The organism is Thiomonas sp. UBA7699 (genome assembly GCF_002482605.1).
Classification (GTDB): domain Bacteria; phylum Pseudomonadota; class Gammaproteobacteria; order Burkholderiales; family Burkholderiaceae_C; genus Thiomonas; species Thiomonas arsenitoxydans.
The window spans coordinates 129,237-152,997 of sequence record NZ_DLGH01000009.1 but is presented as its reverse complement, the minus strand read 5'-3'; the positions used below and the strand labels follow the sequence as shown (position 1 = coordinate 152,997).

The 23,761-nt window shown below is 61.3% G+C and carries 34 protein-coding genes; 25 read left to right on the top strand and 9 right to left on the bottom strand.

The genetic code is table 11. The annotated features are described in order from the left end of the window. Positions 1-2 precede the first annotated feature (2 nt). The gene (gene pncA, locus B3H47_RS03880; RefSeq protein ID WP_156053465.1) at positions 3-620 is read left to right on the top strand and encodes a bifunctional nicotinamidase/pyrazinamidase; all 618 of its coding nucleotides are present in this window, start codon (positions 3-5) and stop codon (positions 618-620) included. Positions 621-889: 269 nt separating this feature from the next. Here pncA and B3H47_RS03875 read toward each other — a convergent pair whose 3' ends face one another. Then, entirely contained in the window at positions 890-1,579 is a 690-nt protein-coding gene (locus B3H47_RS03875) for a cytochrome b/b6 domain-containing protein (RefSeq protein WP_286986111.1), read from the bottom strand. 48 nt (positions 1,580-1,627) lie between these two features. Continuing rightward, entirely contained in the window at positions 1,628-3,388 is a 1,761-nt protein-coding gene (locus B3H47_RS03870; protein ID WP_286986109.1) for a tetrathionate reductase family octaheme c-type cytochrome, read from the bottom strand. A 241-nt stretch (positions 3,389-3,629) separates the two neighbouring features. Here B3H47_RS03870 and B3H47_RS03865 point away from each other — a divergent pair, with 241 nt between their 5' ends. From B3H47_RS03865 to B3H47_RS03850, 4 genes are all read left to right on the top strand, one after another. Beyond that, complete coding sequence (locus tag B3H47_RS03865; protein ID WP_286986108.1) at positions 3,630-4,253, top strand: ferritin-like domain-containing protein; 624 nt, start codon at positions 3,630-3,632, stop codon at positions 4,251-4,253. Between the two features lie 128 nt (positions 4,254-4,381). Further along, positions 4,382-4,945 (top strand): sigma-70 family RNA polymerase sigma factor, encoded by a 564-nt coding sequence (locus B3H47_RS03860; protein WP_286986105.1) that lies wholly within the window; start codon positions 4,382-4,384, stop codon positions 4,943-4,945. After that, a complete protein-coding gene (locus tag B3H47_RS03855) occupies positions 4,942-5,676 on the top strand; it encodes an anti-sigma factor (RefSeq protein WP_286986104.1) in 735 nt (244 codons plus the stop codon). The genes B3H47_RS03860 and B3H47_RS03855 overlap by 4 nt, the downstream gene beginning before the upstream one ends. A gap of 3 nt (positions 5,677-5,679) precedes the next feature. Continuing rightward, positions 5,680-6,126, top strand: coding sequence for an HIT family protein (locus tag B3H47_RS03850; protein WP_286986103.1), 447 nt, complete (start codon positions 5,680-5,682; stop codon positions 6,124-6,126). A gap of 23 nt (positions 6,127-6,149) precedes the next feature. Here the strand turns inward: B3H47_RS03850 and ppk2 are convergent, their stop codons facing one another. The 7 genes from ppk2 to B3H47_RS03815 form a co-directional block, all read right to left on the bottom strand. Then, positions 6,150-7,343, bottom strand: a complete 1,194-nt coding sequence (gene ppk2 / locus B3H47_RS03845; RefSeq protein ID WP_286986101.1) for a polyphosphate kinase 2 — start codon at positions 7,341-7,343, stop codon at positions 6,150-6,152. Positions 7,344-7,513: 170 nt separating this feature from the next. Then, positions 7,514-8,092 (bottom strand): UbiX family flavin prenyltransferase, encoded by a 579-nt coding sequence (locus B3H47_RS03840; protein ID WP_286986099.1) that lies wholly within the window; start codon positions 8,090-8,092, stop codon positions 7,514-7,516. A gap of 56 nt (positions 8,093-8,148) precedes the next feature. Next, positions 8,149-8,466 carry a Grx4 family monothiol glutaredoxin gene (gene grxD / locus B3H47_RS03835; RefSeq protein WP_013106911.1) on the bottom strand — a complete coding sequence of 106 codons (318 nt, stop codon included), beginning with the start codon at positions 8,464-8,466 and terminating at the stop codon, positions 8,149-8,151. 35 nt (positions 8,467-8,501) lie between these two features. Then, entirely contained in the window at positions 8,502-9,422 is a 921-nt protein-coding gene (gene prmC, locus B3H47_RS03830) for a peptide chain release factor N(5)-glutamine methyltransferase (protein ID WP_286986097.1), read from the bottom strand. Position 9,423: 1 nt separating this feature from the next. Beyond that, positions 9,424-10,500, bottom strand: coding sequence for a peptide chain release factor 1 (gene prfA / locus B3H47_RS03825; RefSeq protein ID WP_286986095.1), 1,077 nt, complete (start codon positions 10,498-10,500; stop codon positions 9,424-9,426). Positions 10,501-10,593: 93 nt separating this feature from the next. Next, a complete protein-coding gene (hemA, locus tag B3H47_RS03820; RefSeq protein WP_286986093.1) occupies positions 10,594-11,901 on the bottom strand; it encodes a glutamyl-tRNA reductase in 1,308 nt (435 codons plus the stop codon). Beyond that, positions 11,846-12,085: a hypothetical protein gene (locus B3H47_RS03815; RefSeq protein WP_141130606.1), complete on the bottom strand. Its 240-nt coding sequence runs from the start codon at positions 12,083-12,085 to the stop codon at positions 11,846-11,848. Before B3H47_RS03815 ends, hemA begins: the two co-directional genes overlap by 56 nt. A 530-nt stretch (positions 12,086-12,615) precedes the next feature. Here B3H47_RS03815 and rplN point away from each other — a divergent pair. The 20 genes from rplN (at position 12,616) to B3H47_RS03715 (ending at position 23,699) form a co-directional block, all read left to right on the top strand. Beyond that, a complete protein-coding gene (rplN, locus tag B3H47_RS03810; protein WP_013106906.1) occupies positions 12,616-12,984 on the top strand; it encodes a 50S ribosomal protein L14 in 369 nt (122 codons plus the stop codon). A 33-nt stretch (positions 12,985-13,017) separates the two neighbouring features. Continuing rightward, positions 13,018-13,335 carry a 50S ribosomal protein L24 gene (rplX, locus tag B3H47_RS03805; protein WP_286986091.1) on the top strand — a complete coding sequence of 106 codons (318 nt, stop codon included), beginning with the start codon at positions 13,018-13,020 and terminating at the stop codon, positions 13,333-13,335. 11 nt (positions 13,336-13,346) lie between these two features. Continuing rightward, positions 13,347-13,886, top strand: coding sequence for a 50S ribosomal protein L5 (gene rplE, locus B3H47_RS03800; RefSeq protein ID WP_013106904.1), 540 nt, complete (start codon positions 13,347-13,349; stop codon positions 13,884-13,886). 9 nt (positions 13,887-13,895) lie between these two features. Continuing rightward, positions 13,896-14,201 carry a 30S ribosomal protein S14 gene (gene rpsN, locus B3H47_RS03795; RefSeq protein WP_013106903.1) on the top strand — a complete coding sequence of 102 codons (306 nt, stop codon included), beginning with the start codon at positions 13,896-13,898 and terminating at the stop codon, positions 14,199-14,201. 91 nt (positions 14,202-14,292) lie between these two features. Next, positions 14,293-14,691, top strand: coding sequence for a 30S ribosomal protein S8 (rpsH, locus tag B3H47_RS03790; protein WP_013106902.1), 399 nt, complete (start codon positions 14,293-14,295; stop codon positions 14,689-14,691). Between the two features lie 13 nt (positions 14,692-14,704). Then, the gene (gene rplF, locus B3H47_RS03785) at positions 14,705-15,238 is read left to right on the top strand and encodes a 50S ribosomal protein L6 (RefSeq protein WP_013124109.1); all 534 of its coding nucleotides are present in this window, start codon (positions 14,705-14,707) and stop codon (positions 15,236-15,238) included. Positions 15,239-15,252: 14 nt separating this feature from the next. Then, a complete protein-coding gene (gene rplR, locus B3H47_RS03780) occupies positions 15,253-15,609 on the top strand; it encodes a 50S ribosomal protein L18 (RefSeq protein WP_041608734.1) in 357 nt (118 codons plus the stop codon). Between the two features lie 13 nt (positions 15,610-15,622). Then, the gene (gene rpsE, locus B3H47_RS03775; RefSeq protein ID WP_013106899.1) at positions 15,623-16,141 is read left to right on the top strand and encodes a 30S ribosomal protein S5; all 519 of its coding nucleotides are present in this window, start codon (positions 15,623-15,625) and stop codon (positions 16,139-16,141) included. 5 nt (positions 16,142-16,146) lie between these two features. Next, complete coding sequence (gene rpmD, locus B3H47_RS03770; RefSeq protein ID WP_013124108.1) at positions 16,147-16,332, top strand: 50S ribosomal protein L30; 186 nt, start codon at positions 16,147-16,149, stop codon at positions 16,330-16,332. 95 nt (positions 16,333-16,427) lie between these two features. Next, complete coding sequence (rplO, locus tag B3H47_RS03765; RefSeq protein WP_013106897.1) at positions 16,428-16,874, top strand: 50S ribosomal protein L15; 447 nt, start codon at positions 16,428-16,430, stop codon at positions 16,872-16,874. Positions 16,875-16,888: 14 nt separating this feature from the next. Continuing rightward, on the top strand, positions 16,889-18,208 hold the full coding sequence (gene secY, locus B3H47_RS03760) for a preprotein translocase subunit SecY (RefSeq protein ID WP_013124107.1): 1,320 nt from the start codon (positions 16,889-16,891) through the stop codon (positions 18,206-18,208). A 9-nt stretch (positions 18,209-18,217) separates the two neighbouring features. After that, a complete protein-coding gene (gene infA, locus B3H47_RS03755) occupies positions 18,218-18,436 on the top strand; it encodes a translation initiation factor IF-1 (RefSeq protein WP_013106895.1) in 219 nt (72 codons plus the stop codon). 18 nt (positions 18,437-18,454) lie between these two features. Further along, complete coding sequence (gene rpmJ, locus B3H47_RS03750) at positions 18,455-18,568, top strand: 50S ribosomal protein L36 (RefSeq protein WP_013106894.1); 114 nt, start codon at positions 18,455-18,457, stop codon at positions 18,566-18,568. A 33-nt stretch (positions 18,569-18,601) separates the two neighbouring features. Then, a complete protein-coding gene (gene rpsM / locus B3H47_RS03745) occupies positions 18,602-18,967 on the top strand; it encodes a 30S ribosomal protein S13 (protein ID WP_013106893.1) in 366 nt (121 codons plus the stop codon). 16 nt (positions 18,968-18,983) lie between these two features. Beyond that, positions 18,984-19,391: a 30S ribosomal protein S11 gene (rpsK, locus tag B3H47_RS03740; protein WP_013106892.1), complete on the top strand. Its 408-nt coding sequence runs from the start codon at positions 18,984-18,986 to the stop codon at positions 19,389-19,391. 174 nt (positions 19,392-19,565) lie between these two features. Further along, complete coding sequence (gene rpsD, locus B3H47_RS03735; RefSeq protein WP_013106891.1) at positions 19,566-20,189, top strand: 30S ribosomal protein S4; 624 nt, start codon at positions 19,566-19,568, stop codon at positions 20,187-20,189. A gap of 115 nt (positions 20,190-20,304) precedes the next feature. Further along, positions 20,305-21,291 carry a DNA-directed RNA polymerase subunit alpha gene (locus tag B3H47_RS03730; RefSeq protein ID WP_286986088.1) on the top strand — a complete coding sequence of 329 codons (987 nt, stop codon included), beginning with the start codon at positions 20,305-20,307 and terminating at the stop codon, positions 21,289-21,291. A gap of 128 nt (positions 21,292-21,419) precedes the next feature. Next, entirely contained in the window at positions 21,420-21,815 is a 396-nt protein-coding gene (rplQ, locus tag B3H47_RS03725; protein WP_013106889.1) for a 50S ribosomal protein L17, read from the top strand. Between the two features lie 120 nt (positions 21,816-21,935). Continuing rightward, positions 21,936-22,886 carry an ATP-binding cassette domain-containing protein gene (locus tag B3H47_RS03720; protein WP_414718223.1) on the top strand — a complete coding sequence of 317 codons (951 nt, stop codon included), beginning with the start codon at positions 21,936-21,938 and terminating at the stop codon, positions 22,884-22,886. Between the two features lie 30 nt (positions 22,887-22,916). After that, on the top strand, positions 22,917-23,699 hold the full coding sequence (locus B3H47_RS03715; RefSeq protein WP_286986084.1) for an ABC transporter permease: 783 nt from the start codon (positions 22,917-22,919) through the stop codon (positions 23,697-23,699). Positions 23,700-23,761: the final 62 nt, after the last annotated feature.

Sequence of the window (23,761 nt, the reverse complement as noted above, 5' to 3'; positions counted from 1 at the left end):
GCATGAAGCCTGCGCCCGTGCTGCTGGTGATCGATGTGCAGAACGGCTTTTGCACTGGAGGCGGCCTGCCGGTGCCGGATGGCGAAGCCGTGGTGCCGGTGATCAACCGGCTGGCGGCCAAGTTTTCGCAGGTGGTGTTGACGCAGGACTGGCACCCGCCGGGCCATGCGTCGTTTGCCAGCGCGCATCCGGGGCGGCAGCCTTTCGAGACCATTACCTTGCCCTACGGCCCGCAGGTGCTGTGGCCGGATCATTGCATTCAAGGTACACGCGACGCTGCCCTGCACCCCGATCTGCACATTGCGCACGCTCAAGTCCTCATTCGCAAAGGCTGGCGGGCCGGCATCGACAGTTACTCAGCCTTCATGGAAGCCGACCGCAGCACGCCCACCGGCTTGACGGGCTATCTGCGCGAGCTGGAGGTGCGCGAACTGGTGTTGTGCGGATTGGCCACGGATTTCTGCGTGGCCTGGAGCGCGCTGGACGCTCGGGCTGCAGGTTTTGAGGTGACCGTGGTGGAAGACGCCTGCCGCGCCATCGATCTCAACGGCTCGCTGGATCAGGCCTGGGCGCAGATGCGCGCCGCCGGGGTGCGGCGCGCAATGTCCACCGCGTTCTGATTAGGGCCTGTTCACGCTATTGATGCCCCCGCGTTGCCCCCAGACGGGGAGGGATGCAAGGCGGAGGTGCGAGGCAAGGCTGGTCGCCTTGCCTCGCACCGACAACGCCGCAGACGCCCCGTCTGGGGGCAACCCTTCGGGCCGGGGGTCTGGGCGGCGCACTGCCACGTTGCAGTCCGCTTGTGGTGCAATACACCATGGCGCGGCCTGCGCCTCGCATTGCCTCCGCCCAGACCCCGGCGCGGGGGCATCAATAGCGTTAACAGGCCCTAGACGTTTTCGCCCGGCGTGAGCGTGGCCGTGGGAGCAACCGAGGGGGCGGCCTTGGCCCGCGGATGGTGATGCACCGGCTCGTCTTCATAGCCGCGGATCATGGCCATGATGTGCGCCAGCGGCGTGTGGCCCGTGGTGGTGAGATAGACGTGGATGATGAAAAAAATCAGCATCATGTAAGCGCCGATGGTGTGCGCCCAGGCCACAGTCTGCAGGCTGATGCCCCATTGCTTCCAGATGGGCCAGGCGCCCCAGTCGGCGAAGAACAGCAGCCAGATGCCGCTGATCCAGATGATGGGATTGATCATCAGCTTCACCCACAGATAGGCCAGACGCTGCAGCGGGTTGTGCTTGCGCGCGACGGTCTGGTGATAGGGATGTTCCTCGCCGCGGAACATGCCATAGGCGTAATGCCGTGCGACCAGAAAAATCTTGTCGAATGTGGGGATGTATTGCTTCCATTCCCCGGTGGTGAAGTGCCAGAAGATGGCGAACACCCACAGGGTCACCAGCGCCCAAGCCGCAAAGGTGTGAATGCGCAGCGCGGTAAGGAACTCCACGCCGAGGTCATACAGGCCGTGGATGCGAAAGCCGGTCACCATCAGCAGGATGATCAGCCCGGCCTGGCTCCAGTGCCAGAAGCGCTCGAACCGCTTGAACAGGATGACGTGTTTTTTGTGTGACATGACGAATTCCTCGAAGTGTCTGTGTGAGGTTGCACTGCGGGCTGCGGGTCAGTGGCTCTTGCTTCCGGGTTTGTTGCGGCGGCGCAGCCACAGAAAACTGCGGATGCCGCCATGCACCATCACCCCGGCCAGACTCAGCCCGGCAACGCCCAGGCCGATGGTCTCGATCCAGTTCTGATGGTCTTTGTCGCGACCCGGGATGTAGATGCCGTCGATCTTTTCCAGCCGACCGTTGTTGCTGTGGCATTGCGCGCAGCTCAGCGCCTTGTCCTTGGGTGCGACCATATGCGTGATCGGCCAGGTGGTAGTGGTCTTGACGAATTCGTACTTGCCCGACCATTCCAGCCCCGCCTCCTTCATGCCGGCGGCGATGGACTTCTGCCAGTCCATGGTGTGCCAGTAGGCCGCATCGTCGAAGCCTGCGTTGTGGATGGCGAGCAGGCGGTGCATCTCCGGGTCGTAGGGCTGGGTGCCCTTCATGGTCTTCACCGGCCAGATGCGTGATTTGCCATCGGTAGCGCTGCCGCCGTACTGGTTGATGGCGACGACGCCGTCTTTGTTGGGCGTCACCTTCTCGCCGATGTTCATCCACTTCACCGCGCCGTTGAACCAGGTGTAGTCGGGCACGACGTTTTCACCCAGCTTGAACTGGCCTTTGATGCCGAGGTAAGTGGGGTGGCCGTGCTCGTCCTTGATGACCAGGGGCTTGCCGTCCGGGCCGCGCTGGCCCGCCTTGGAATAGTCCCATTCCATTTTGGTGGGCACGCCGCCGCGGGCGAACTCGGGGATGTGGCAGGTCTGGCAGGCGATATTGCGGGTGTGCATGTTCAGGTCCTGCGCCAGATTGCCCTTGTGCGGGGTGTCGCCGTGGCAGGACTGGCAGCTTGCCGCGCTGCCCATATTGTGTTGGCTGCCGCGCACATACTGTCCGCCCTCGTGCTTGGCGTCGAGCTTGTAGTGGCTGCCGCTGACCTCGTGTCCGCCGGTGGCGTGGCAGGTCTGGCACTGGAAGTTCAGCCCGTCCTTGGCCATGTGCACGTCGAGTGATTTGGGCGGATTAATCAGCGAGCTGTCCAGGTCGCCATGCTTCACGCCGTCTCCTCCGCCGCCGTTGAAGTGGCAGGTGCCACAGTTGGCGCGCGAGGGCGCGCCCACATGCTGCGCGATCAGGGCCAGATCGATCGGTTCGATGAACTTGCCCGAGCCAGGCGGCATTTCGATGCGGGTGGTGGGCGGGTTGCCCGACTGATACGGCGCTTTGACGTATTTGCCGGTCTGGTCGTGGCAGACCAGGCAGTCCACATCGGTATCGGGGCGTTTGCTGAAGGCGACGAACTCGCCGCTTTTCGCATCGCCGTAGCCGACATGACAGCCGGTGCAGAACTGCTGGTTGCTCGGCGTGGACACGCAGAAGTTGTTCATCACCTTGTTCTTGCCGACGATACGCTTGGAGTCCTGCTCCACCTCCTCCCACTTCCAGTGGATGGTGCCCTTGATCTGCTTGGCCGCCTCGGTGTGGCAACTCAGGCAGGCGGCGGTGACCTCGGAGCCGCTTTTGAACGGACCCTGCAATTCCTTGAACTTGCTGTGATCCGCCGTGGTTTTTGCGCCTGTAGGCATTTTGGGCACCACGCGGTAAGGCGAGTGGATGTCGACCTCGGCTATTGCCGACTGCGGCGCCGACGGAGGGATAGACGCAGCAGGGTTGGCCAGGGCTGGCGGGGCGCTGGTCGCAACCGCGCAGACAGCGGCCAGACGAAGCCAGAAGCCGAAGCGGGCGGCAGGCGCGAAGCGGTGGGTAAACGGCATGACGAACACTCCAGTCGGTGTGCGAAACGGATCGATCAGGAGCGCATGGTTGCAGATACATACAGTTGCAAAAGTGACAAGACGCAAAAACTTCCCAGCCCGATATGCCGGAATTGCAATCTTTTGATCTGGGATAAATGAATCGCGCGGTTTGAATCCGTTTTGCCCGCTGGCGCGTAATTCGAGCAACAGCCGCACAGACCGCGCTGTTCTCGTTTTTTCCCTTTCAGGAGGTATCACCATGCAACGCACGCAAGCCGTAGTCCACACCGCCCTTTCCCCTTCCGCCGCCCCCGAGGATTCCAGCGGGCAGGGTGCCAGCCGCCGTCAGTTCTTCCGCGTCGGCGGCCTGTTCGCCGCGGGGCTGGCCGCTTCCAGCGCGCTGGCACCAGCAACGAGCTGGGCAGGGACGATGTCCCAGTCGACCACGGACGACATCGCCATTCTCAACGTCGCACTCGGGCTGGAATATCAGGCCATCGCTGCCTATCAGGTCGGCGCCGAATCGGGTTTGCTGGAAAAGCCGGTGCTCGCCGTGGCCGTGAAGTTCCAGGGACAGCACAAGGCGCATGCCGAGGTACTGTCGTCCACCATCGGCAAGCTGGGCGGCACGCCGGTCATGGCCAAGAAGCCCGCTGAGTTCGGCTTCCCCACAGCCTCGCTCAAATCGCAGGCCGACGTGCTGGAATTCGCCGCCGGGCTGGAAAAGGGCGCGGCCAGTGCGTATCTGGGCGCGGTGCCGCAATTCCACAACAAAGATCTCGCCAAGGCCGCGGCCAGCATCATGGGTGACGAGACCATGCATTGGGCCATTCTGCTCAACGCCTTGGGCAAAGACCCGGTGCCTGCGGCGTTCATCGCCTGATCGCCGGGGGCATCCCGGACAGCGGGTGCGGCGCGATGTCGGTAACATTCGTCGCAAACCCGCCTGCTTTGCGGCACGCCTTCATCGGGCGGCGCTGCGAAAGCCGGATTGCCCCTCACGCTGCGCTCATGCCCGACCTGCAATCCCTGCTTGCCTACACCGCCCTGGCCGACCGCGATGCGTTCAGCCAGTTATACGCGGCCACGCAAAACCGGGCCTGGGCGATCTGCCTGCGGCTGCTGCGCGACCGGTCGTTTGCCGAAGAGGCCATGCAGGATGCGTATGTGAAGGTCTGGCATCAGGCCGCAAGCTACCGGCCCGCTTTGGGCAGCCCGGAGGCCTGGATTTCCGCGCTGGTGCGCAACACCTGCCTCGATCGCCTGCGCGCCAACAAGCGCGAGGCGCAGTATGTCGTTTCACTGCAGGGCGATGAGGCGGATGATCCGCCCGAGATCGCGGATGACCGCACGCCTGAAGCGCTGCTCGAAGCCCGCTTGCAGGGCCAACCGATGGAGGATTGTTTGGGACAGTTGCAACCCCGCCAGCGTGATCTGCTCGCGGCGGCGTATGTCTTGGGGCAGTCGCACGCCGAAGTCGCCCGCGAGCGCGCTCTGCCGCTGGGCACGGTGAAAACGCTGATCCGGCGCGCGGTGCTGTTTTTGCGCGACTGTCTGGGGGAGGGCGCAAGGTGACGCTGCCCGCACGCTACCGCAACAGCGATCTGCTCGACCGGCTGGCGGCCGACTGGCTCACAGGCGGGCTCAGCCCGGCTGCGCAGCGTCGCGCCCAGCGTTTGCTGGAGCAGAGCCCTGAGTTTGCCCAAGCGGTGCAAGGCTGGCGCACGCGGCTCGATGCCAGCTTGCTGTCGGCAGCGCAAATCGGTCAGCCGTCCGACTCGGTCTGGCAGGGCATCACCGCGCGCCTCGATTCCCCGCGCGCGACTCAGCCTGCGGGGGCTGGCAAGTCGACTTCCTGGAGCGTTGAAGCCTGGCGGCGCTTGTCTCTGTGGCTCGGCGGCGTGGCCGTGGCTGCGGTGGCCTTTTCAGTCGTGGTGCTGGTGCAGAACCCGGAGGTCGGCCGTGGTACGGCCGCGCCAGTACAGATGGCGGCATTGATGCACGGCGCGGGCGGGCAGGCCGCCGTTGTGACGGTGCAGAACGGCAAGCTGACTTTGACGGCTGTTGGCGCCATGACGCCACCCAGCGGCAAGAGCTACCAGCTCTGGCTGTTGCCCACGCAGGGCGCCCCCATTTCTTTGGGCGTCGTGGCGGCGGGGCAGAGCCGCTACCCCATTCCCGAGTCGGCGCAGTCGCATCTGTCGCAGGCCAAGGCGTTTGCCGTCAGCGTGGAGCCGCCCGGTGGTTCTCCCACAGGCCTGCCGACCGGGCCGGTGATCATGGTGGGCGCGGCGCAGCGCGCGTGAGCGATGTCGAGCGAGACGGCCTGCGCACTCTGTAAGACCGACGGCGGGCGGCTGATCTGGCGCGGTGCGGAATTCCGCCTGATCCGGGCAGACGACGCCCTGCTTCCGGCGTTTTACCGGGTGGTGTGGAACGCGCATGTGGCCGAGTTCAGCGACTTGACTGCGCTGCAGCGCCTGACCTGCCTGGACGCGGTGGCGCTGGCCGAGCAGTCGCTGCGCGAAACGCTGGCACCCGACAAAATCAACCTCGCCAGCCTGGGCAATGTAGTGCCGCATCTGCACTGGCATGTCATCGCACGCTGGCGCTGGGACGCTTACTGGCCGCAATCCGCCTGGTCTGCCGCGCAGCGCCCAGCCGACGACGCCATGCTGGTCAGCCTCGGTGCGCGCCTGCCAGAGGTGGATGCGGTTTTGCAGCGCGCGTTCGCGCAGCGTTTCGGCGGGGCATAAGTCGAAAAATCAGATCAGGGTGATCAGACGTACTCGCCCTTGCTCAGATCGTGCTCACCGCGCTCGTGAATGAAGTTGGCGCGGCCGACGATGAGGTTGTCCACCTCGCCGATGCGCGTCACATCCTTGCCGGTGTAGGGCAGCGAATGCAGCACGTAGCGCATGGCGTTGAGGCGCGCGCGCTTCTTGTCGTTCGACTTCACCACCGTCCAGGGGGAATCGGCCGTGTCGGTGTGGAAGAACATGGCCTCCTTGGCGCGGGTGTAGTCGTCCCACTTGTCGAGCGAGGCCATGTCGATGGGCGACAGCTTCCACTGCTTGAGCGGGTGCACCTGTCGCTCCTTGAAGCGGCGGCGCTGCTCGTCCTGGCTGACTGAGAACCAGAACTTGATGAGGTGAATGCCGCTGCGCACCAGATTGCGCTCGAACTCCGGCGCTTGGCGCAGAAATTCGTGGTACTCGGCGTCGGTGCAAAACCCCATCACGCGCTCGACCCCAGCCCGGTTGTACCAAGAGCGGTCAAACAGCACGATCTCGCCGGCCGTGGGCAGATGCTGCACATAGCGCTGGAAATACCACTGGCCGCGTTCGACCTCGCTAGGTTTTTCGAGCGCCACCACGCGCGCGCCACGGGGGTTGAGGTGCTCCATCACCCGTTTGATGGTGCCGCCCTTGCCCGCTGCGTCGCGCCCCTCGAACAGAATGATCACACGCTGTCGGCTTTCCTTCACCCAAGCCTGCAGCTTGAGCAGCTCGGTTTGCAACACGAATTTCTGCCGCTCGTAATCTCGCCGCAGCATCTTGAATTTGTAGGGATAGCCGCCCTTGCGCCAGTCTTCGGCCAGCTCATCACTGGTGTGTTGCGGGGCGGGCTCGCCCGCCGGCATGCCCAGCGCCGCCCGCATGGCCGCTGCATCGTCGGGGGCGTCACCCTCCAGAATGGCTTGCACGCCTTCGTTGTGGAGGTCTGCAGGCGGCGGGCCTTTGAGGATGGTGTCGAGCGCCGCCAGTTCAGCCTGCTGCGCCGCTTCTTGCGACTGATCGATCACGAACTTGCGCACGCCAGCAGGCGTGAGATGCGGCGGAATGTCGCCTTGCGCAACCTTGTTGTGGGCGGTGTTGTGCGCGGCCTGGCGCTGCTGTGCCGACTTTGCCGGGCTGACCCGCTTGCGCGCAGGCCGTGCTGTTGTTTTACGTGAGGCGGTGGGTGAATTCATGGCATCTCCAAGTGGATACTGCCTTTATAGACCCTGGGTACGGCCGCCCACAATGACATCGGACAAACGGCAGCGCTTATAAGCGCCCCCAGGGCCGGACTGCGCCCAGCCCGCCCCCCGTGGGGGTCAAGGAAACTTGGGGCGGCCCGGCGTTTCCTTGAGCGCTGTGTTCAGCTTGACCTGACCCCCGACCACTCCTCGCCAAGATCGTGGGCGATGGCGAACTGGTCGAGCACGCGCGCCAGGCTGGCGTCGACCATGGCTTCGATGCTGGCGGGCCGCAGATAGAACGCGGGCAGGGGCGGGAAAATGACGCCGCCCATTTCCGTGACGGCGGTCATATTGCGCAGATGGGCGAGGTTGAGCGGCGCCTCGCGCGGCAGCAGCACCAGCTTGCGGCGCTCTTTCAGGCACACGTCTGCCGCGCGGGTGATGAGGTTGTCGCAAAAGCCGTGGGCAATGGCTGCCAGAGAGCGCATGGAGCAGGGCGCCACCACCATACCCAAGGAGGAAAACGAGCCGCTGGCAATGGTCGCGCCGATGTCGCCGACGGGATGCACCACATCCGCCAGCGCCTCGACTGCCTTGCGGTCGAGGTTCATTTCCACCTTGAGGTTGAGCACGCCGGCGGCGGAAATCAGCAGATGCGTCTCAACGCTGCCGAGCCGCTGCAGATGTTGCAGCAATCGCACACCATAGACGATGCCCGTCGCCCCGGTCAGCGCCACGATGAGTCTAGGCCGGGTCATGGGAGCAGCGGGCTGAAGGGGGGCGTCAAGCGAATGCGAGTCAAACGAATGCGCGCTTATTTCAGGCTGCCCAGCAGAGCTTGCAGCTCGCCGCTTTGCGCCATCTCGGCCATGATGTCCGAGCCGCCGACGAATTCGCCCTTGACGTAAAGCTGCGGGATGGTGGGCCAGTTGGCGTATTCCTTGATGCCCTGGCGAATGCCTTCGTCCTGCAGCACGTCCACAGCCTTGATCTGGCTGACGCCGCACGACTTGAGCAACTGCACCGCGCGCCCTGAAAAACCGCACATGGGGAATTGCGGCGAGCCTTTCATGAACAGCACTACGTCGTTGTTCTTGACGATTTGATCAATTTGCTCTTGCACACTGGACATGGCGGCATTTCCTGGTTGATGTCGATCAAGCAATTTTAGAGGGCGGCCGGTTTTGTTGCGGACGGGAGCCTATTTCGAGAATCGCCGCAACCAGCCGCGACTATCCCGCCGCTCACCCGTTCGATACCGGCCAGATCACGTGCGCTGAACACCTTGCGATACCCGTGAGCCTCCAGCAAATCGCGCACGGCGGCCGCCTGATCGTAGCCATGCTCCAGGAGCAGACAGCCGTCGTTCCGCAGAAACCGGTCGGCCTGCGCAATGATCTGGCGCAGATCGCCCAGCCCGTCCGGGTTGGGATGCTGGCCGGTCAGCGCGAGGGCGGGTTCATGGCGCAAGGCGGGCAGATGCGGGTCGTGCGCAGCGATGTAAGGCGGGTTGGAAACAATGCAGTCGAAGCGCGCTGTCGTCGCCGGGGGTTGCAAGGCATCCCACCAGTTGGACTGGAGAAAGTGCACTTCGCCGCCTGCGCGCCGGGCATCGAGCAGCCGCCGCGCATTGCCTTGCGCCACGGCGAGCGCGGCAGCGCTGGCGTCCAAGGCCCAGACCTGCACATGCGGGCGTGCATGGGCGATGGCGATGGCAATCGCTCCGCTGCCGGTGCCCATATCGAGCACCGTGGGCGCGTGGGTGGCGGGCAGGGCGTCGAGATGGCGCAGGGCGAGTTCCACCAACAATTCGGTATCCGGGCGGGGAATGAGCACATCGGGGGTTACTTCGAAACTCAGGCCGAAAAACTCGCGCTCTCCCAGCACATAGGCCAGCGGCTCGCCGACGAGCAGGCGCGTCGCCAGCGTGTGCAGCCGGGTCTGTTCGGCCGTGTCAAGCAGGCGTTCGGAATGGGCGGCTTGCTGGGCGCGGCTCCAGCCGAGTACGGCCTCGATGAGGGCCTGTGCGTCCAGCCGGGGTAGGCCGCAGGTTCGCGTCCAAGCGGCCAGATCGCGCGGCGCTGTCATCTCATGCTCCCAGGGCCGCCAGTTGCGCGGCCTGATCTTCGGTGCGCAGGGCGGTGAGCAGTTCGTCGAGGTCGCCGTCCAGGATGGCGTCGATTTTGTAGAGGGTGAGGTTGATGCGGTGCTCGCTGACCCGCCCTTGCGGAAAGTTGTAGGTGCGGATGCGGTCGGAGCGGTCGCCGCTGCCCACCAGGCTTTTGCGCGTGGCCGCTTGCTCCGCCTGCCGGGCCTGTCGTTCTCGCTCGGCCAGACGCGCGGCCAGTACCGACAGTGCGCGCGCCTTGTTGCGGTGCTGCGAGCGCTCGTCCTGGCACTCCACGACCAGCCCGGTGGGCAGGTGGGTGATGCGTATGGCCGAGTCGGTCTTGTTGATGTGCTGACCGCCCGCACCCGAGGCGCGAAAGGTGTCGATGCGCAAGTCGGAAGGATTGATCTGGATCGCCTGAGCCTCATCCATCTCGGGCATCACGGCCACGGTGGCCGCACTGGTATGAATGCGTCCCTGCGTCTCGGTCTTGGGCACGCGCTGCACGCGGTGGCCGCCCGATTCGTATTTCAGCAGACCGTAGGCGCCTTCACCCGCGACGCGCAGAATCACTTCCTTGTATCCGCCGAGATCGCTCGGGCTCTCGCTGATCAATTCGGTCGCCCAGCGCTTGCGCTCGGCATAGCGCGCATACATGCGCAGCAAGTCGGCGGCGAAAAGCGCGGACTCTTCCCCCCCCGTCCCGGCCCGGATTTCCACGAACACGTTGCGGCTATCGTCCGGGTCGCGCGGCAACAAGGCGACCTGAAGCTGGGCTTCAAGCGCGTCGAGGGCAGCGCGTGCATCCTGAATTTCCTGCTGCGCCAGCTCCTTCATGTCGGGGTCGCTCAACAACGATTCCGCCTGCGACAGGTCTTCTGTTTTTACCTTGTATTGCACATACAGCCCGACCACGGGTTGCAGCTCGGCCAGTTCCCGCGTCATGTTGCGAAAGCGCTGCAGATCCGCGGTGCAATCGGGTGCGGCAAGCAAGGCGTCAAGCTCGTCGGCCCGGCGTTGCATCTGCTCCAGTTTGTCCAGCAGAGAAGGTTTCATGGGGGATGTGGAACAGCCGCGCCTGGGTGCGCGGGCGGTAAACCGAAGGCGCTAAAAAAAGAAGCGCTGGATTTGGAGGGCATGGAGGACGCGCTAGACCTGCGAGTCAGAGGGAGAATCGGAATCGCGTCGGTGCGGGCACAGAAACACCCGCTCGACCGCCTGCGCCACGACTTGGCGATGAGACGGATCGCCCTGGTGCAGCGCGGTGAAGGCGCCGTGCAGGAATTTGTGCGACAGGCCGCGCGCAAGTGCGTCCAGCACGGCCTCGGGCGACTCGCCCCGAGCCAGCAGACGTCGGGCGCGTTCGACCTCGTGTGTCTGCCACTGTTCGCTTTGCGACTGCAGTCGTTGAATGAGGGGCACCTGCGAGCGCAGATCAAGCCATTCGAGAAAACCATGCACCCGGTTTTCGATGATGGCCTCGGCCTGTTCGATCGCGGCCTGGCGCTTCTCCGTATTGCTGCGCACCAAGGCAGACAGATCGTCGACCGAATACAGGTAGACATCGCGCAGCTGCGCGACCTCGGGCTCAATGTCGCGCGGTACGGCCAGATCGACCATCACCATGGGTTTGTGCCGCCGCTGTTTGATGCTGCGTTCAACCGCGCCCAGACCGATGATCGGCAGGCTGCTGGCGGTGCTGGTCACGACCACATCAAATTCGCCCAGCCGCTGCGGTACGTCGGTCAGCCGAACGGCTTCTGCCCCGAACCGCTGTGCCAGATGGGCGCCGCGCTCCACGGTGCGGTTGGCGATCACCATGCTCTTGGGATGGTGCGCGGAAAAATGCGTGGCCACTAGTTCGATCATGTCGCCCGCGCCGATGAACAACACGCGACACTCCTGAAGGCTCTCGAACACGGTCTGCGCCAGGTGCACACTGGCGGCGGCCATGCTGACCGAATGAGCGCCGATTTCCGTATTGGTGCGTACCTCTTTGGCGACAGAAAAAGTTCGCTGAAACATCTGGTTCAGCGTGCTGCCCAGAGCGCCCGAATCCGAGGCGACCCGCACCGCTTCCTTCATCTGCCCCAGAATCTGCGGCTCGCCGAGCACCATGGAGTCCAGGCCGCTGGCCACACGGAACGCGTGTCGAACGGTACCGTCTTGTACCAGGCGATAACTATGGTCGGCCAGATCATCGAACTGCACTTGGCGCTCGGTGGATAGCCAGTGCAATAGGGCATCACGCGGGTCGCTTTCGGCCGCGCAATAGATTTCAGTGCGGTTGCAGGTCGATAGAATGGCCGCTTCGATGGGGCCATTTCGGCGCCCGTTCAGCATGTTCACCTTCAGCCGTTGAAGCGCGTCTACCAAGGTATCGGCAGAAAACGCCAGCCGCTCACGTACCCCGACGGGTGCGGTTTGGTGGTTGAGTCCGATGGCAGCGAGCAACATAATCAGATCGTGATTTTAAGAACTGTCGCGACTTTGAGCGACTGATCTTGATCAAACCAAGAATGCGCTTGAGGCCTTCAAAGATGACATTGTCCACCATTAAACGACCTGGTGCATCGGTGCAAACAGCAGGTTTCGCGCATTGCTGACGTTCTTCCCGCACGATTTCTTCGAGAATTTTCATGTTCCCCCTCTTTTTATCGTGGCTGATCCAGACGAGCCTCATGCCCTTGTTTGTGGGCGCCTTGACCGGGGGATTGGCGCACCTGGCTTGGGGAGGTGGCTGCGCCGCCAGCTGGGGACGCCGAGCGAGTTGGGCGGCGATCGGTGCGCTGCTGTTGCATTTCGTACTCGTGGGGGGCGGATTGCTTCGCGAAGGATCGATCTGGGATTACGCTGCCGTACTGCTGGCGGCGTCTCTCATCAGTGCTGTCGCTTGCCGGAGTGGCCGCGTCACCAAACGCTCTTGAGCATCAAAGGCGGAAGGTCGCAAAAAGGAGTTGACAACGGCTTTGCGTCCTTGCACAATTCAATGCTTCGCCGTTTTGCAGCTCTTTAAAGGGTGCAAAAGGCGCGAAGCCAGCCGATGTTCGTGATGCTGCAAGTTGGCGCACGGTGGCTGCTGAACAAAAACTGAGCAACACAGATCAATTCCCGCACCAGGGAGCCAAGACTGGCGCATTTTTTGCGACTAAGTTGGGTGAAGGAAATTACATGATTCAGACGCAATCCAGACTGGATGTCGCCGACAATACGGGCGCCAAATCCGTCATGTGCATCAAGGTGCTGGGCGGCTCCAAGCGCCGCTACGCCGGCGTGGGCGACATCATCAAGGTCAGCATCAAAGAAGCTGCCCCGCGCGGTCGCGTGAAAAAAGGTGAGGTTTACAGTGCCGTCGTGGTACGTACCGCCAAGGGTGTCCGTCGTGCGGACGGCTCCTTGATCAAGTTCGATGGCAATGCGGCCGTGCTGCTCAATGCCAAACTCGAGCCCATCGGTACGCGCATTTTCGGCCCGGTGACGCGTGAGCTGCGCACTGAGCGCTTCATGAAGATCGTGTCTCTGGCGCCTGAGGTTCTTTGAGCCCTGCTCTGAGCTGTCGAAAAAGGATTTGTGATGAACAAGATTCGCAAAGATGACGAAGTGATTGTCATTGCTGGCAGCGACAAGGGTCGCCGCGGCAAAGTGGCGGCGCGTGTGGATACCGACCATATCGTGGTCGAGGGTGTGCATACGGTCAAGAAGAATGTGCGCCCCAATCCGATGAAGGGCGAGGCGGGTGGTGTGGTGTCCCGCGACCTGGCGATTCATCAAAGCAATGTGGCTATTTACAACCCCGCGACCGGCAAGGCGGATCGCGTCGGCTTCAAGACTCTGGGTGATGGCGCCAAAGTGCGCGTCTTCAAATCCAGTGGCGAGCAGATCAAGGGCTGACCGGAGGATTTATGTCGCGCCTGCAGACGATTTATAAAGACAAAGTCGTGCCCGAATTGATGGCCAAGTTTGGCTACAAGTCGGTCATGGAAGTGCCCCGCCTGACCAAGGTGACACTCAATATGGGTGTGTCCGAGGCGGTGGCTGATAAAAAAGTGATGGAGCATGCGGTGGGTGATCTCACCAAGATCGCGGGCCAAAAGCCGGTTGTCACCAGGTCGCGCAAGGCGATTGCAGGATTCAAAATCCGCGAAGACCTGCCCATAGGTTGCATGGTGACCTTGCGTGGTGGTCGCATGTACGACTTCCTCGATCGTTTTGTGACCATCGCCCTGCCGCGTGTGCGTGATTTCCGCGGCATCTCCGCGCGTGCTTTTGACGGTCGTGGCAACTACAACATCGGGGTCAAAGAGCAGATCATCTTCCCGGAAATCGAGTACGACAAGATCGATGCGCTGCGCGGTCTGAATATCAGCGTGACCACGACGGCGAAAACCGACGAGGAGTGCAAGGCATTGCTTGCCGCGTTCCGCTTCCCTTTCAAGAACTGAAGAATCATCATGGCGAAACTGTCCCTGATCAACCGCGAAAAGAAGCGCGAAGACTTGGTTGCAAAATTTGCATCGAAGCGCGCTGAACTGCAGGCCATCGTTGATGACGCCTCCAAGTCTTTTGAAGAGCGTTACGAGGCGCGCTTGAAGATTCAGCAGATGCCGCGCAATTCCAGTCCAACCCGGCTGCGCAATCGCTGCGCCATCACCGGTCGCCCGCGCGGGACGTTCCGCCAGTTCGGGTTGTCGCGCAGCAAGATTCGCGAGCTGGCGTTCCGCGGGGAAATCCCCGGCGTGACCAAATCCAGCTGGTAATCGGTCACACAGACGAGTTGAGTTCGGTTGTCACGTATCGATTGTTGCGTTGCTTGCCGACTAGACGCCAAAAGTTTTTAGGAGAGTATTGATGAGCATGAGTGATCCCATCGCCGACATGCTGACGCGTATTCGTAACGCGCAGATGGTCGAGAAGGCGAAGGTAACGATGCCAGCTTCCAAGATCAAAGCTGCAATCGCTCAGGTCCTGCACGAAGAGGGCTATATCGACGGCTTCAATATCCGTCGTGAGAGTGATGCCAAGGCGAATCTTGAGATTTCGTTGAAGTACTACGCGGGCAAACCGGTGATCGAGCGTCTTGAGCGCGTCAGTCGCCCGGGCCTGCGCGTCTATCGCGGCAAAGAAGCCATTCCCCAAGTGATGAATGGCCTGGGCGTTGCCATCGTTTCGACTCCCCGTGGGCTGATGACCGACCGCAAGGCGCGTCAAGTCGGCGTGGGTGGCGAAGTTCTCTGCTACGTCGCTTAAGGAGAGAACGGACATGTCACGTATTGCCAAATATCCGGTTGCAGTGCCGGCAGGTGTTGAGGTCAGCCTCAGTGCCGAGACTATCGCCATCAAGGGCGGGCTCGGCAAGCTGGAGCGTGCCCAATACGCCGGCGTGCGGATCGCCCAAGAAAATGGGGAACTGACTTTCGCCCCGGCCGACGAGTCTCGTGAGTCGCATGCCATGTCGGGAACCATGCGTGCCCTGGTTGCGGGCATGGTGCACGGCGTGTCCAAGGGTTTTGAGCGCAAGCTTACCCTGGTGGGTGTGGGCTTCAAGGCTCAGGCTCAAGGCGCCAAGTTGAATCTCTCGCTGGGTTTTTCCCATCCCATCGTCAAGGACATGCCTGAGGGCATCAAGGTCGAAACGCCTACCCCTACCGAAATCGTCATCAAGGGTGTGGATAAGCAACTCGTTGGCCAGATCGCTGCCGAAGTTCGTGCCTATCGTCCGCCTGAGCCCTACAAGGGCAAGGGTGTGCGTTATGCCGACGAAGTGGTGGTGATCAAGGAAACCAAGAAGAAGTAAGGGCCAGGATTATGATCAGCAAAAACATTTCCCGCCTGCGCCGTGCCCAGGCAACTCGCCGCCGTATCGCGCGTCTGCGTGTGGTTCGTCTGTCGGTGCATCGCACCAATCAGCATATTTACGCCAACATCATTTCCGCCGAGGGCGACCGCGTGCTCGCCTCTGCATCAACCGTGGAAGCGGAAGTTCGCGGACAACTGGGCGGGCATGGCGGCAACCTGGCAGCCGCGGTTGCCGTGGGCACCCGTATTGCCGAGAAGGCCAAGGCGGCCGGCATCGACACCGTCGCTTTCGACCGTTCGGGTTTTCGCTTTCATGGGCGCGTCAAGGCGCTCGCTGAGGCTGCGCGTGAAGCCGGCCTGAAGTTCTGAGAACGAGCACATCATGGCTAAAGTTCAAAACAAGTTTGCCAACGAAGCGCGCGACGATGGTCTGCGCGAGAAGATGATTGCGGTCAACCGCGTCACCAAAGTTGTCAAGGGCGGTCGTATTCTCGGTTTCGCCGCCTTGACCGTGGTGGGCGACGGCGATGGCCGCATCGGCATGGGTAAAGGCAAGGCGCGTGAAGTGCCTGTGGCCGTTCAAAAGGCCATGGAGCAAGCGCGTCGCAATATGGTGAAAGTGCCCCTGAAGGGCGGCACGCTGCACCACAAGGTGATGGGCCAGCATGGTGCTTCGAACGTCATGATGCTGCCTGCTGTGCAGGGCACGGGCATCATCGCGGGTGGCCCAATGCGCGCCATGTTCGAAGTGCTAGGGGTGACCGACATTGTGGCTAAGAGCCACGGTTCGTCCAACCCGTACAACATGGTCCGTGCAACGCTCGACGCCTTGACCAATATGAACTCCGCTCAGGAGATCGCCATGAAGCGTGGCAAGACCGTTGAAGAAATTCTGGGTTGAACATCATGAGTGACAAGAAAACCATCAAGGTCAAGCTGGTTCGCAGCGTGATCGGCACGCGCGATTCGCATCGCGCGACGGTGCGTGGCCTCGGTCTGCGCAAGCTGGGCAGCGTGCGTGAGCTGGAAGACACGGCTGCCGTGCGCGGCATGGTCCGCAAGGTCAGTTATTTGGTTGAAATCTGCGAATAAAGCCGATTCAGATCGGGCGCAAACCAGCGGCTGATCCAGCTTCGGTTTGCGCGCAACAGCAGAATTTGTGAAATTCGCGATTAGTGAGATTCAATATGCAACTCAACACCATCAAACCCGCCGCTGGCGCCAAGCACGCCAAGCGCCGCGTTGGCCGCGGAATTGGATCGGGTCTCGGTAAGACCGCGGGCCGCGGTCACAAGGGCCAAAAATCGCGTTCCGGCGGTTTCCACAAGGTGGGCTTCGAAGGCGGTCAAATGCCCTTGCAGCGCCGTCTGCCCAAGCGCGGTTTCAAGTCGCCGATCGCGCGCTACAGCGCGCAGGTCACTCTGGCTGATCTGAACCGCATGCAGGAAGACGAAATCGACATGCTCACGCTAAAGGCTCACGGATTGGTGCCTGACTTGTCGCGTACCGTCAAGGTTATCGCTTCGGGTCAGATTGCTCGCGCTGTCAAACTACAGGGCATTCTGGCAACCAAGGGCGCCCGCAGCGCCATCGAAGCGGCCGGCGGAAGCATCGCCGAAGTCGCAGCAGCCTGAACGGACGTCTCGACATGGCCAGCACAGGCGTGACTCAGCAGGGCAAGTACGGCGACCTCGGTCGTCGTCTGCTGTTCCTGCTCGGCGCACTGGTGGTGTACCGCATTGGTGCACACATCCCTGTGCCCGGAATCGATCCGACGCATCTGCAACAACTTTTCCAGAACAATTCGAGCGGCATTTTGGGCCTGTTCAATATGTTCTCAGGTGGAGCGCTGGCACGTTTCACGGTATTTGCGCTGGGGATCATGCCGTATATCTCGGCGTCGATCATCATGCAATTGCTCACTTATGTGGTGCCCTCGCTCGAAGCCCTTAAAAAGGAAGGTGAGGCAGGCCGGCGCAAGACAACACAATACACGCGCTATTTCACTTTGGTGCTGGCGCTTTTTCAGTCCTTCGGCATTGCAGTGGCGCTGCAGGCTTCCCCTGGCCTGGTCATTAGTCCCGGCATCGGCTTTCAGCTCTCTGCCGTGCTGACCCTGACCTCTGGCACCATGTTTCTGATGTGGCTGGGTGAGCAAATTACCGAGCGCGGTCTGGGTAATGGTATTTCCATCATTATTTTCTCGGGTATTGTGGCTGGCTTGCCTTCCGCGATCGCCGGGCTGATGGAGTTGGTCAGTACAGGCGCGATGAGTGTATTGGTGGCGCTGTTCGTATTAGCCATCGTGGTGCTGGTGACCTATTTCGTGGTATTTGTCGAGCGGGGTCAGCGCAAGATTCTGGTGAACTACGCGCGGCGGCAGGTGGGCAATAAGGTGTATGGTGGACAAAGCTCGCATCTGCCCCTGAAGTTGAATATGGCAGGCGTGATTCCACCGATTTTTGCATCGTCCATTATTTTGCTTCCGGCGACGGCAGTGAGCTGGTTTGGCGCTGCCAAAGGTATGGGCTGGTTGAAGGATATTGCCGGTGCGCTTTCGCCAGGGCAGCCGCTCTACATTCTGTTGTACGCCACTGCGATCATTTTCTTTGCTTTTTTCTACACGGCCTTGGTTTTCAATAGCCGTGAAACTGCCGATCAGCTCAAAAAAGGTGGCGCGTTTATTCCTGGCATTCGGCCAGGGGAGCAGACCGCTAAATTCATCGACAAGGTGCTGATGCGCCTGACGTTGGTGGGGGCGATTTACATCACTTTGGTTTGCCTGCTGCCGGAGTTTCTTGTATTGAAATACAATGTGCCGTTCAGCTTTGGTGGAACTTCGCTGCTGATCATTGTGGTGGTCACCATGGATTTCATGGCGCAAGTGCAAGCTTATGCCATGTCGCATCAGTACGATGCCCTGCTGAAAAAAGCCAATTTCAAATCGGGTCTTGGCGGGGTGCGTTAACGGAGTTTTATGGCCAAGGACGATGTCATTCAGATGCAGGGGGAGATTCTCGAAAATCTCCCGAACGCAACCTTCCGCGTCAAGCTGGAAAACGGCCACACGGTTTTGGGGCATATTTCCGGAAAAATGCGCATGCATTACATCCGCATTCTTCCGGGAGACAAGGTCACGGTTGAGCTGACGCCCTACGATTTGTCACGTGCGCGGATTGTATTCCGTGCCAAGTAATAGCAAGAGAGGATCATCATGAGAGTGAGCGCATCGGTTAAAAAAATGTGCCGTAATTGCAAGATTATTCGTCGCAAAGGTGTTGTGCGTGTGATTTGCACCGACCCGCGTCACAAGCAGCGCCAGGGTTGAGCCCAAATCATTTTTTGAAGTTCGAGGTATTCAATGGCACGTATTGCTGGTATTAACATTCCGCCACATCAACACTCCGAAATCGGCCTCACGGCGATTTACGGCATTGGTCGCACCACCGCGCGCGCCATTTGTGATGCTTCGGGCGTTCCCTACAACAAGCGGATCAAGGATCTGTCCGACGCCGACCTGGAGAAGGTGCGCGAAGCCATTGGCAAGCTCACCATCGAGGGTGACCTGCGTCGCGAGATCTCCGTCAACATCAAGCGCCTGATGGATCTGGGTTGCTACCGTGGCTTCCGCCATCGTCGCGGCCTGCCCGTGCGTGGTCAGCGCACCCGCACCAATGCCCGCACCCGCAAGGGACCGCGCAAGGGCAGCATCACGCTGAAGAAATAAGTAAGGAACATCGCAAATGGCTAAACCGTCTTCCCAAAACTCCGCAGCCCAGCGCGCACGCAAGAAGGTTCGCAAGAACGTCTCTGACGGCATTGCGCACGTTCACGCGTCGTTCAACAACACCATCATCACCATCACCGACCGTCAGGGCAACGCGCTGTCGGCATCGTCTTCGGGTGCGCAAGGCTTTAAGGGTTCGCGCAAATCCACCCCGTTTGCGGCGCAGGTTGCTGCCGAGCAGGCGGGCCGTGTGGCTCTGGAATACGGCATCAAGAACCTGGAAGTTTTCATCAAAGGCCCAGGCCCGGGGCGTGAGTCGTCGGTGCGCGCACTGAACAACCTCGGCATCAAGGTCACGCTGATTGAAGATGTGACGCCGATCCCGCACAACGGCTGCCGCCCGCCGAAGCGCCGTCGCGTCTGATTTTGTTGATAGGTTTTGTCGGTAGGTTTTGTTGAATTTTTGTTGCACTGATTTGTAGAACTATCCCCGCGCCCTTTGGTCGTCTGTCGGCCCTGGGCGCGTTTTCAAGCCCACTGCCCGATTGTTCGGGCTCCCATGCAATTCACGGCATGGCAGTATTGAAAGGAATTCCAAGTGGCTCGTTTTATTGGCGCCAAAGGCAAACTCACCCGCCGCGAAGGCGCAGACCTCTTTCTCAAGAGCGCACGCCGCGGTATCGACTCCAAGGTCAAGCTCGAGACCAAACCCGGTCAGCACGGCCGCACTTCAGGCGCCCGCACGTCCGACTACGGCAAGCAACTGCGTGAAAAGCAGAAGGTCAAGCGGATGTATGGCGTGCTTGAGCGCCAATTCCGCCGTTATTACGAAGAAGCGCAACGCCGCTCTGGCAATACCGGCACCAATCTGCTGATGCTGCTGGAATCGCGCCTGGACAATGTGGTGTATCGCATGGGTTACGGCTCGACCCGCGCTGAAGCGCGTCAGTTGGTCAGCCATCGCTCGATCACTGTCAACGGCAAGGTGTTGAATATCCCCTCGGCGCTGGTGAAGACGGGCGATGTGGTCGCGGTGCGTGAAAAGTCGCGCAATCAGGCCCGTATCCAGGAATCTGTGAAACTGGCTGAGTCGAATGGTTTCCCTGCCTGGGTGCAGGTGGATGGCGCCAAGATGGAAGGCGTCTTCAAGAAGGCCCCGGACCGCGATGAATTTGGCAACGACATCAACGAGTCGCTGATCATCGAGTTGTACTCGCGTTAATTTTTATCCACGCCCCGGACTCCCGGGGTGTGTTCGTGCCTTGCCAACGCTGGCAGCGGCCGCTCACCTCAGCCTTATCCGCGTAACGTGCGGAGGGTATTGAACAGGAAGCCTTATGCAAACTGCACTTCTTCGCCCCAAGTCGATTCAGGTCGAATCTCTCGGTCACAACCGTTCCAAAGTGGTGCTCGAACCTTTCGAGCGCGGCTACGGACACACCCTTGGCAACGCGCTGCGCCGCGTCATGCTGTCGTCGCTGGTGGGTTACGCGCCGACCGAGGTCAGCATCAACGGCGTGCTCCACGAGTATTCCGTGGTCGACGGCCTGCAGGAAGATGTGATCGGCGTGCTGCTCAACCTCAAGGGCGTGGTGCTCAAGCTGCACAACCGTGACGAAGTCACCCTGTCGCTGCGCAAGGAAGGCGAAGGCGTAGTGACTGCTGCCGACATCCAGACGCCTCACGACGTCGAGATCATCAATCCGGATCACGTGATCGCGCATCTGTCGCAAGGCGGCAAGCTCGACATGCAGATCAAGGTCGAAAAGGGTCGTGGCTACGTCCCCGGTACCCTGCGTAATTTCGGTGATGAAGGCGGCAAGAGCATTGGCCACATCGTGCTCGACGCTTCGTTCTCGCCGGTGCGCCGCGTCAGCTATGCCGTGGAAAGCGCCCGCGTGGAGCAGCGTACCGATCTGGACAAGCTGGTCATGGAAATCGAGACCAACGGCGTGATCAGCGCGGAAGAAGCCATTCGTTCGTCTGCGCGCATTCTGGTTGAGCAGTTGTCGGTGTTCGCCAGCCTGGAAGGCGCCGAGACGACTGAGGCCGCCGAGGCGGCTGCGGGTGGGCAGACTTACGATCCGATCCTGCTGCGCCCGGTTGACGAGCTCGAACTGACGGTGCGCTCGGCCAACTGCCTCAAGGCCGAGAACATCTATTACATCGGCGACCTCATTCAGCGTAGCGAAACCGAACTGCTCAAGACCCCCAACCTGGGCCGCAAGTCGCTCAACGAAATCAAGGAAGTGCTCGCCGCGCGCGGGCTGACGCTGGGCATGAAGCTCGACAACTGGCCGCCCAGCGGCTTGGACAAGCGCTGAGCAAACCTGGTTGATCAATCTCGTTGATTACAAGCTTTTTGATTACAAGTTTCGCCGGGTGGAGTACCCGGCAGTGCAGGGCCAGTACCTGATCCGGCTGGCCTAATTCATAAGGAAAGGAAAGCACCATGCGTCACGGAAACGGACTTCGCAAACTCAATCGCACCTCCAGCCATCGCAAGGCCATGTTTCGCAACATGGCCAATTCGCTGATCGAGCACGAGGCCATCAAAACCACGCTGCCCAAGGCCAAGGAATTGCGCGCCGTGGTCGAGCCCCTGATCACCCTGGGTAAAAAGCCCTCGCTGGCCAATCGCCGTCTGGCGTTTGACCGCCTGCGCAACCGGGACTCTGTGGCCAAGCTGTTCAACGTGCTCGGTCCCCGTTATCAGACTCGTCCGGGCGGTTACACGCGCACGCTGAAGTTCGGTTTTCGCGTGGGTGACAACGCGCCGATGGCTCTGATCGAACTCGTTGACCGGCCCGATGTGGACGCCGCGCCGGCCGAAGACAAGTCGGAATAAGTCAGGCGGAACCTGAAAGTATCGGCGGGCCCTCTTGCCGTCATCCTGAAATGCGCCAGCAGTTGCTGGCGTTTTTCATGGCCGAAGCAGTTTTCACAGCGAGCCCGTAGCATGTCCCCCATGCCAGAAAGCACTGCCCGCCTGCCCGATACACCCGCACTCTCCGTGCTGCTTGAACTCGATCAGGTCTATAAAAGCTATGGGCGGCTGCAGGTAGTCGATGGCCTGAGTCTGCGGCTGTCGCGCGGCGAGTGTTACGGCATCATCGGCCCTAACGGCGCCGGAAAAACCACCACCATTCAACTTTGCCTCGGCCTGGCCCGGCCCGATCGCGGGCAGATTCGGCTGATGGGGCAGCCCGTGCCGCAGGCGGCCCGGCAGGCCCGCCTGCGTGTGGGGGTGGTGACGCAGTTCGACAGCCTCGATCCCGACTTCACGGTGGAAGAGAACCTGTTGGTCTTTGGTCGTTACTTCGGCTTGCGCGACGCCGAGTTGCGTCCGCGGCTGCCGCAGTTGCTGGCGTTCGCCGCGCTCGAATCAAAAGCGCGGGCGCGTATCAGCGAGTTGTCCGGGGGCATGCGGCGGCGGCTGAGTCTGGCACGCGCGCTGGTCAATGATCCGGATCTGATTTTTCTGGACGAGCCGACCACCGGCCTCGATCCGCAGGCCCGCCACCTGATCTGGGAGCGTCTCAAAGTGCTGACCGCGCAGGGCAAATCGCTGCTGCTGACGACGCATTTCATGGACGAGGCCGAACGCCTGTGTCATCGCATTCTGGTGCTCGACCACGGCCGTCGCATCGCTGAAGACACGCCCCGCGGCCTGATCGCCGCCCAGGTCGAAGCCGAAGTCATCGAGATTGACGGCGAGGGGCTCGACGCCGCAGAGCAATTGCTGCGCCCGCATGTGCAACGCATGGAGCGCAGTGGAGATGGTTTGTTCGCCTACATGACGCATGGCGCCGAGGCGTTGCGCGCGCTGGAGGCGATGCCTGGCCTGAGGGTTTTGCACCGCCGCGCCAATCTCGAAGACGTTTTCCTCAAACTTACCGGGCGGCAACTGCGCGATTGACGACGCGCGCGCCCGATCTGCCGATGCACCATGTCTGATCTCACTCTGCTCGAGCGCCACAGGTTGCGCTTCTTCCCCATTTGGCAGCGCAACTTTCTGGTGTGGAAGAAGCTCGCCATTCCCAGTCTGATCGGCAATATCGCGGAGCCTCTGATCACCCTTTTGGCCTTTGGGTTTGGCGTGGGCGCCCTGGTCGGCACGGTTCATGGCGTGCCCTACATCCAGTTTCTCGCTTCCGGCGCGATCTGCATGAGCGTGATGATGGCCGCGAGTTTCGAGGCGCTATATTCCGCGTTTTCACGCATGCATGTGCAAAAAACCTGGGACGCCATCCGCGTCACCCCCACCTCTCTCGACGACGTGCTGCTGGGCGAACTCACCTGGGCGGCGAGCAAGTCCGTGTTCAGCGGCGTGGCCATTCTTGCGGTCATCGTGGTTCTGGGCATCAGCCGGCAGTGGACGCTGCTCATCGCGCTGCCCTTGCTGCTGCTCACCGGGCTGGTGTTTTCCGCCATCGGTCTCATCGTCAACGCCAAGGCGCGCGGTTACGATTTTTTCACCTACTACTTCACCCTGGTACTCACGCCGATGACGTTTCTGTCCGGCGTTTATTTTCCGCTGACCGCGCTGCCGCAGCCGCTGCAGTGGCTGGCGCAGGTGCTGCCCCTGAACGCCGCAGTCGAACTGGTGCGCCCGCTGTTTTTCGGACAATTCGACCCGCTGGCGGGGCTGCATCTGGCCGTGCTGGTGTTTGATTTGCTGCTGGCTTGGTGGGTGGCGCGCACGCTGACGCAGAGACGCTTTCGGGCCTGAGAGCGCCCCAGCTCCGATGCCGGGTAATTCAGCGAGTGCAGCAGGGCAAGCCCTAAGGCATT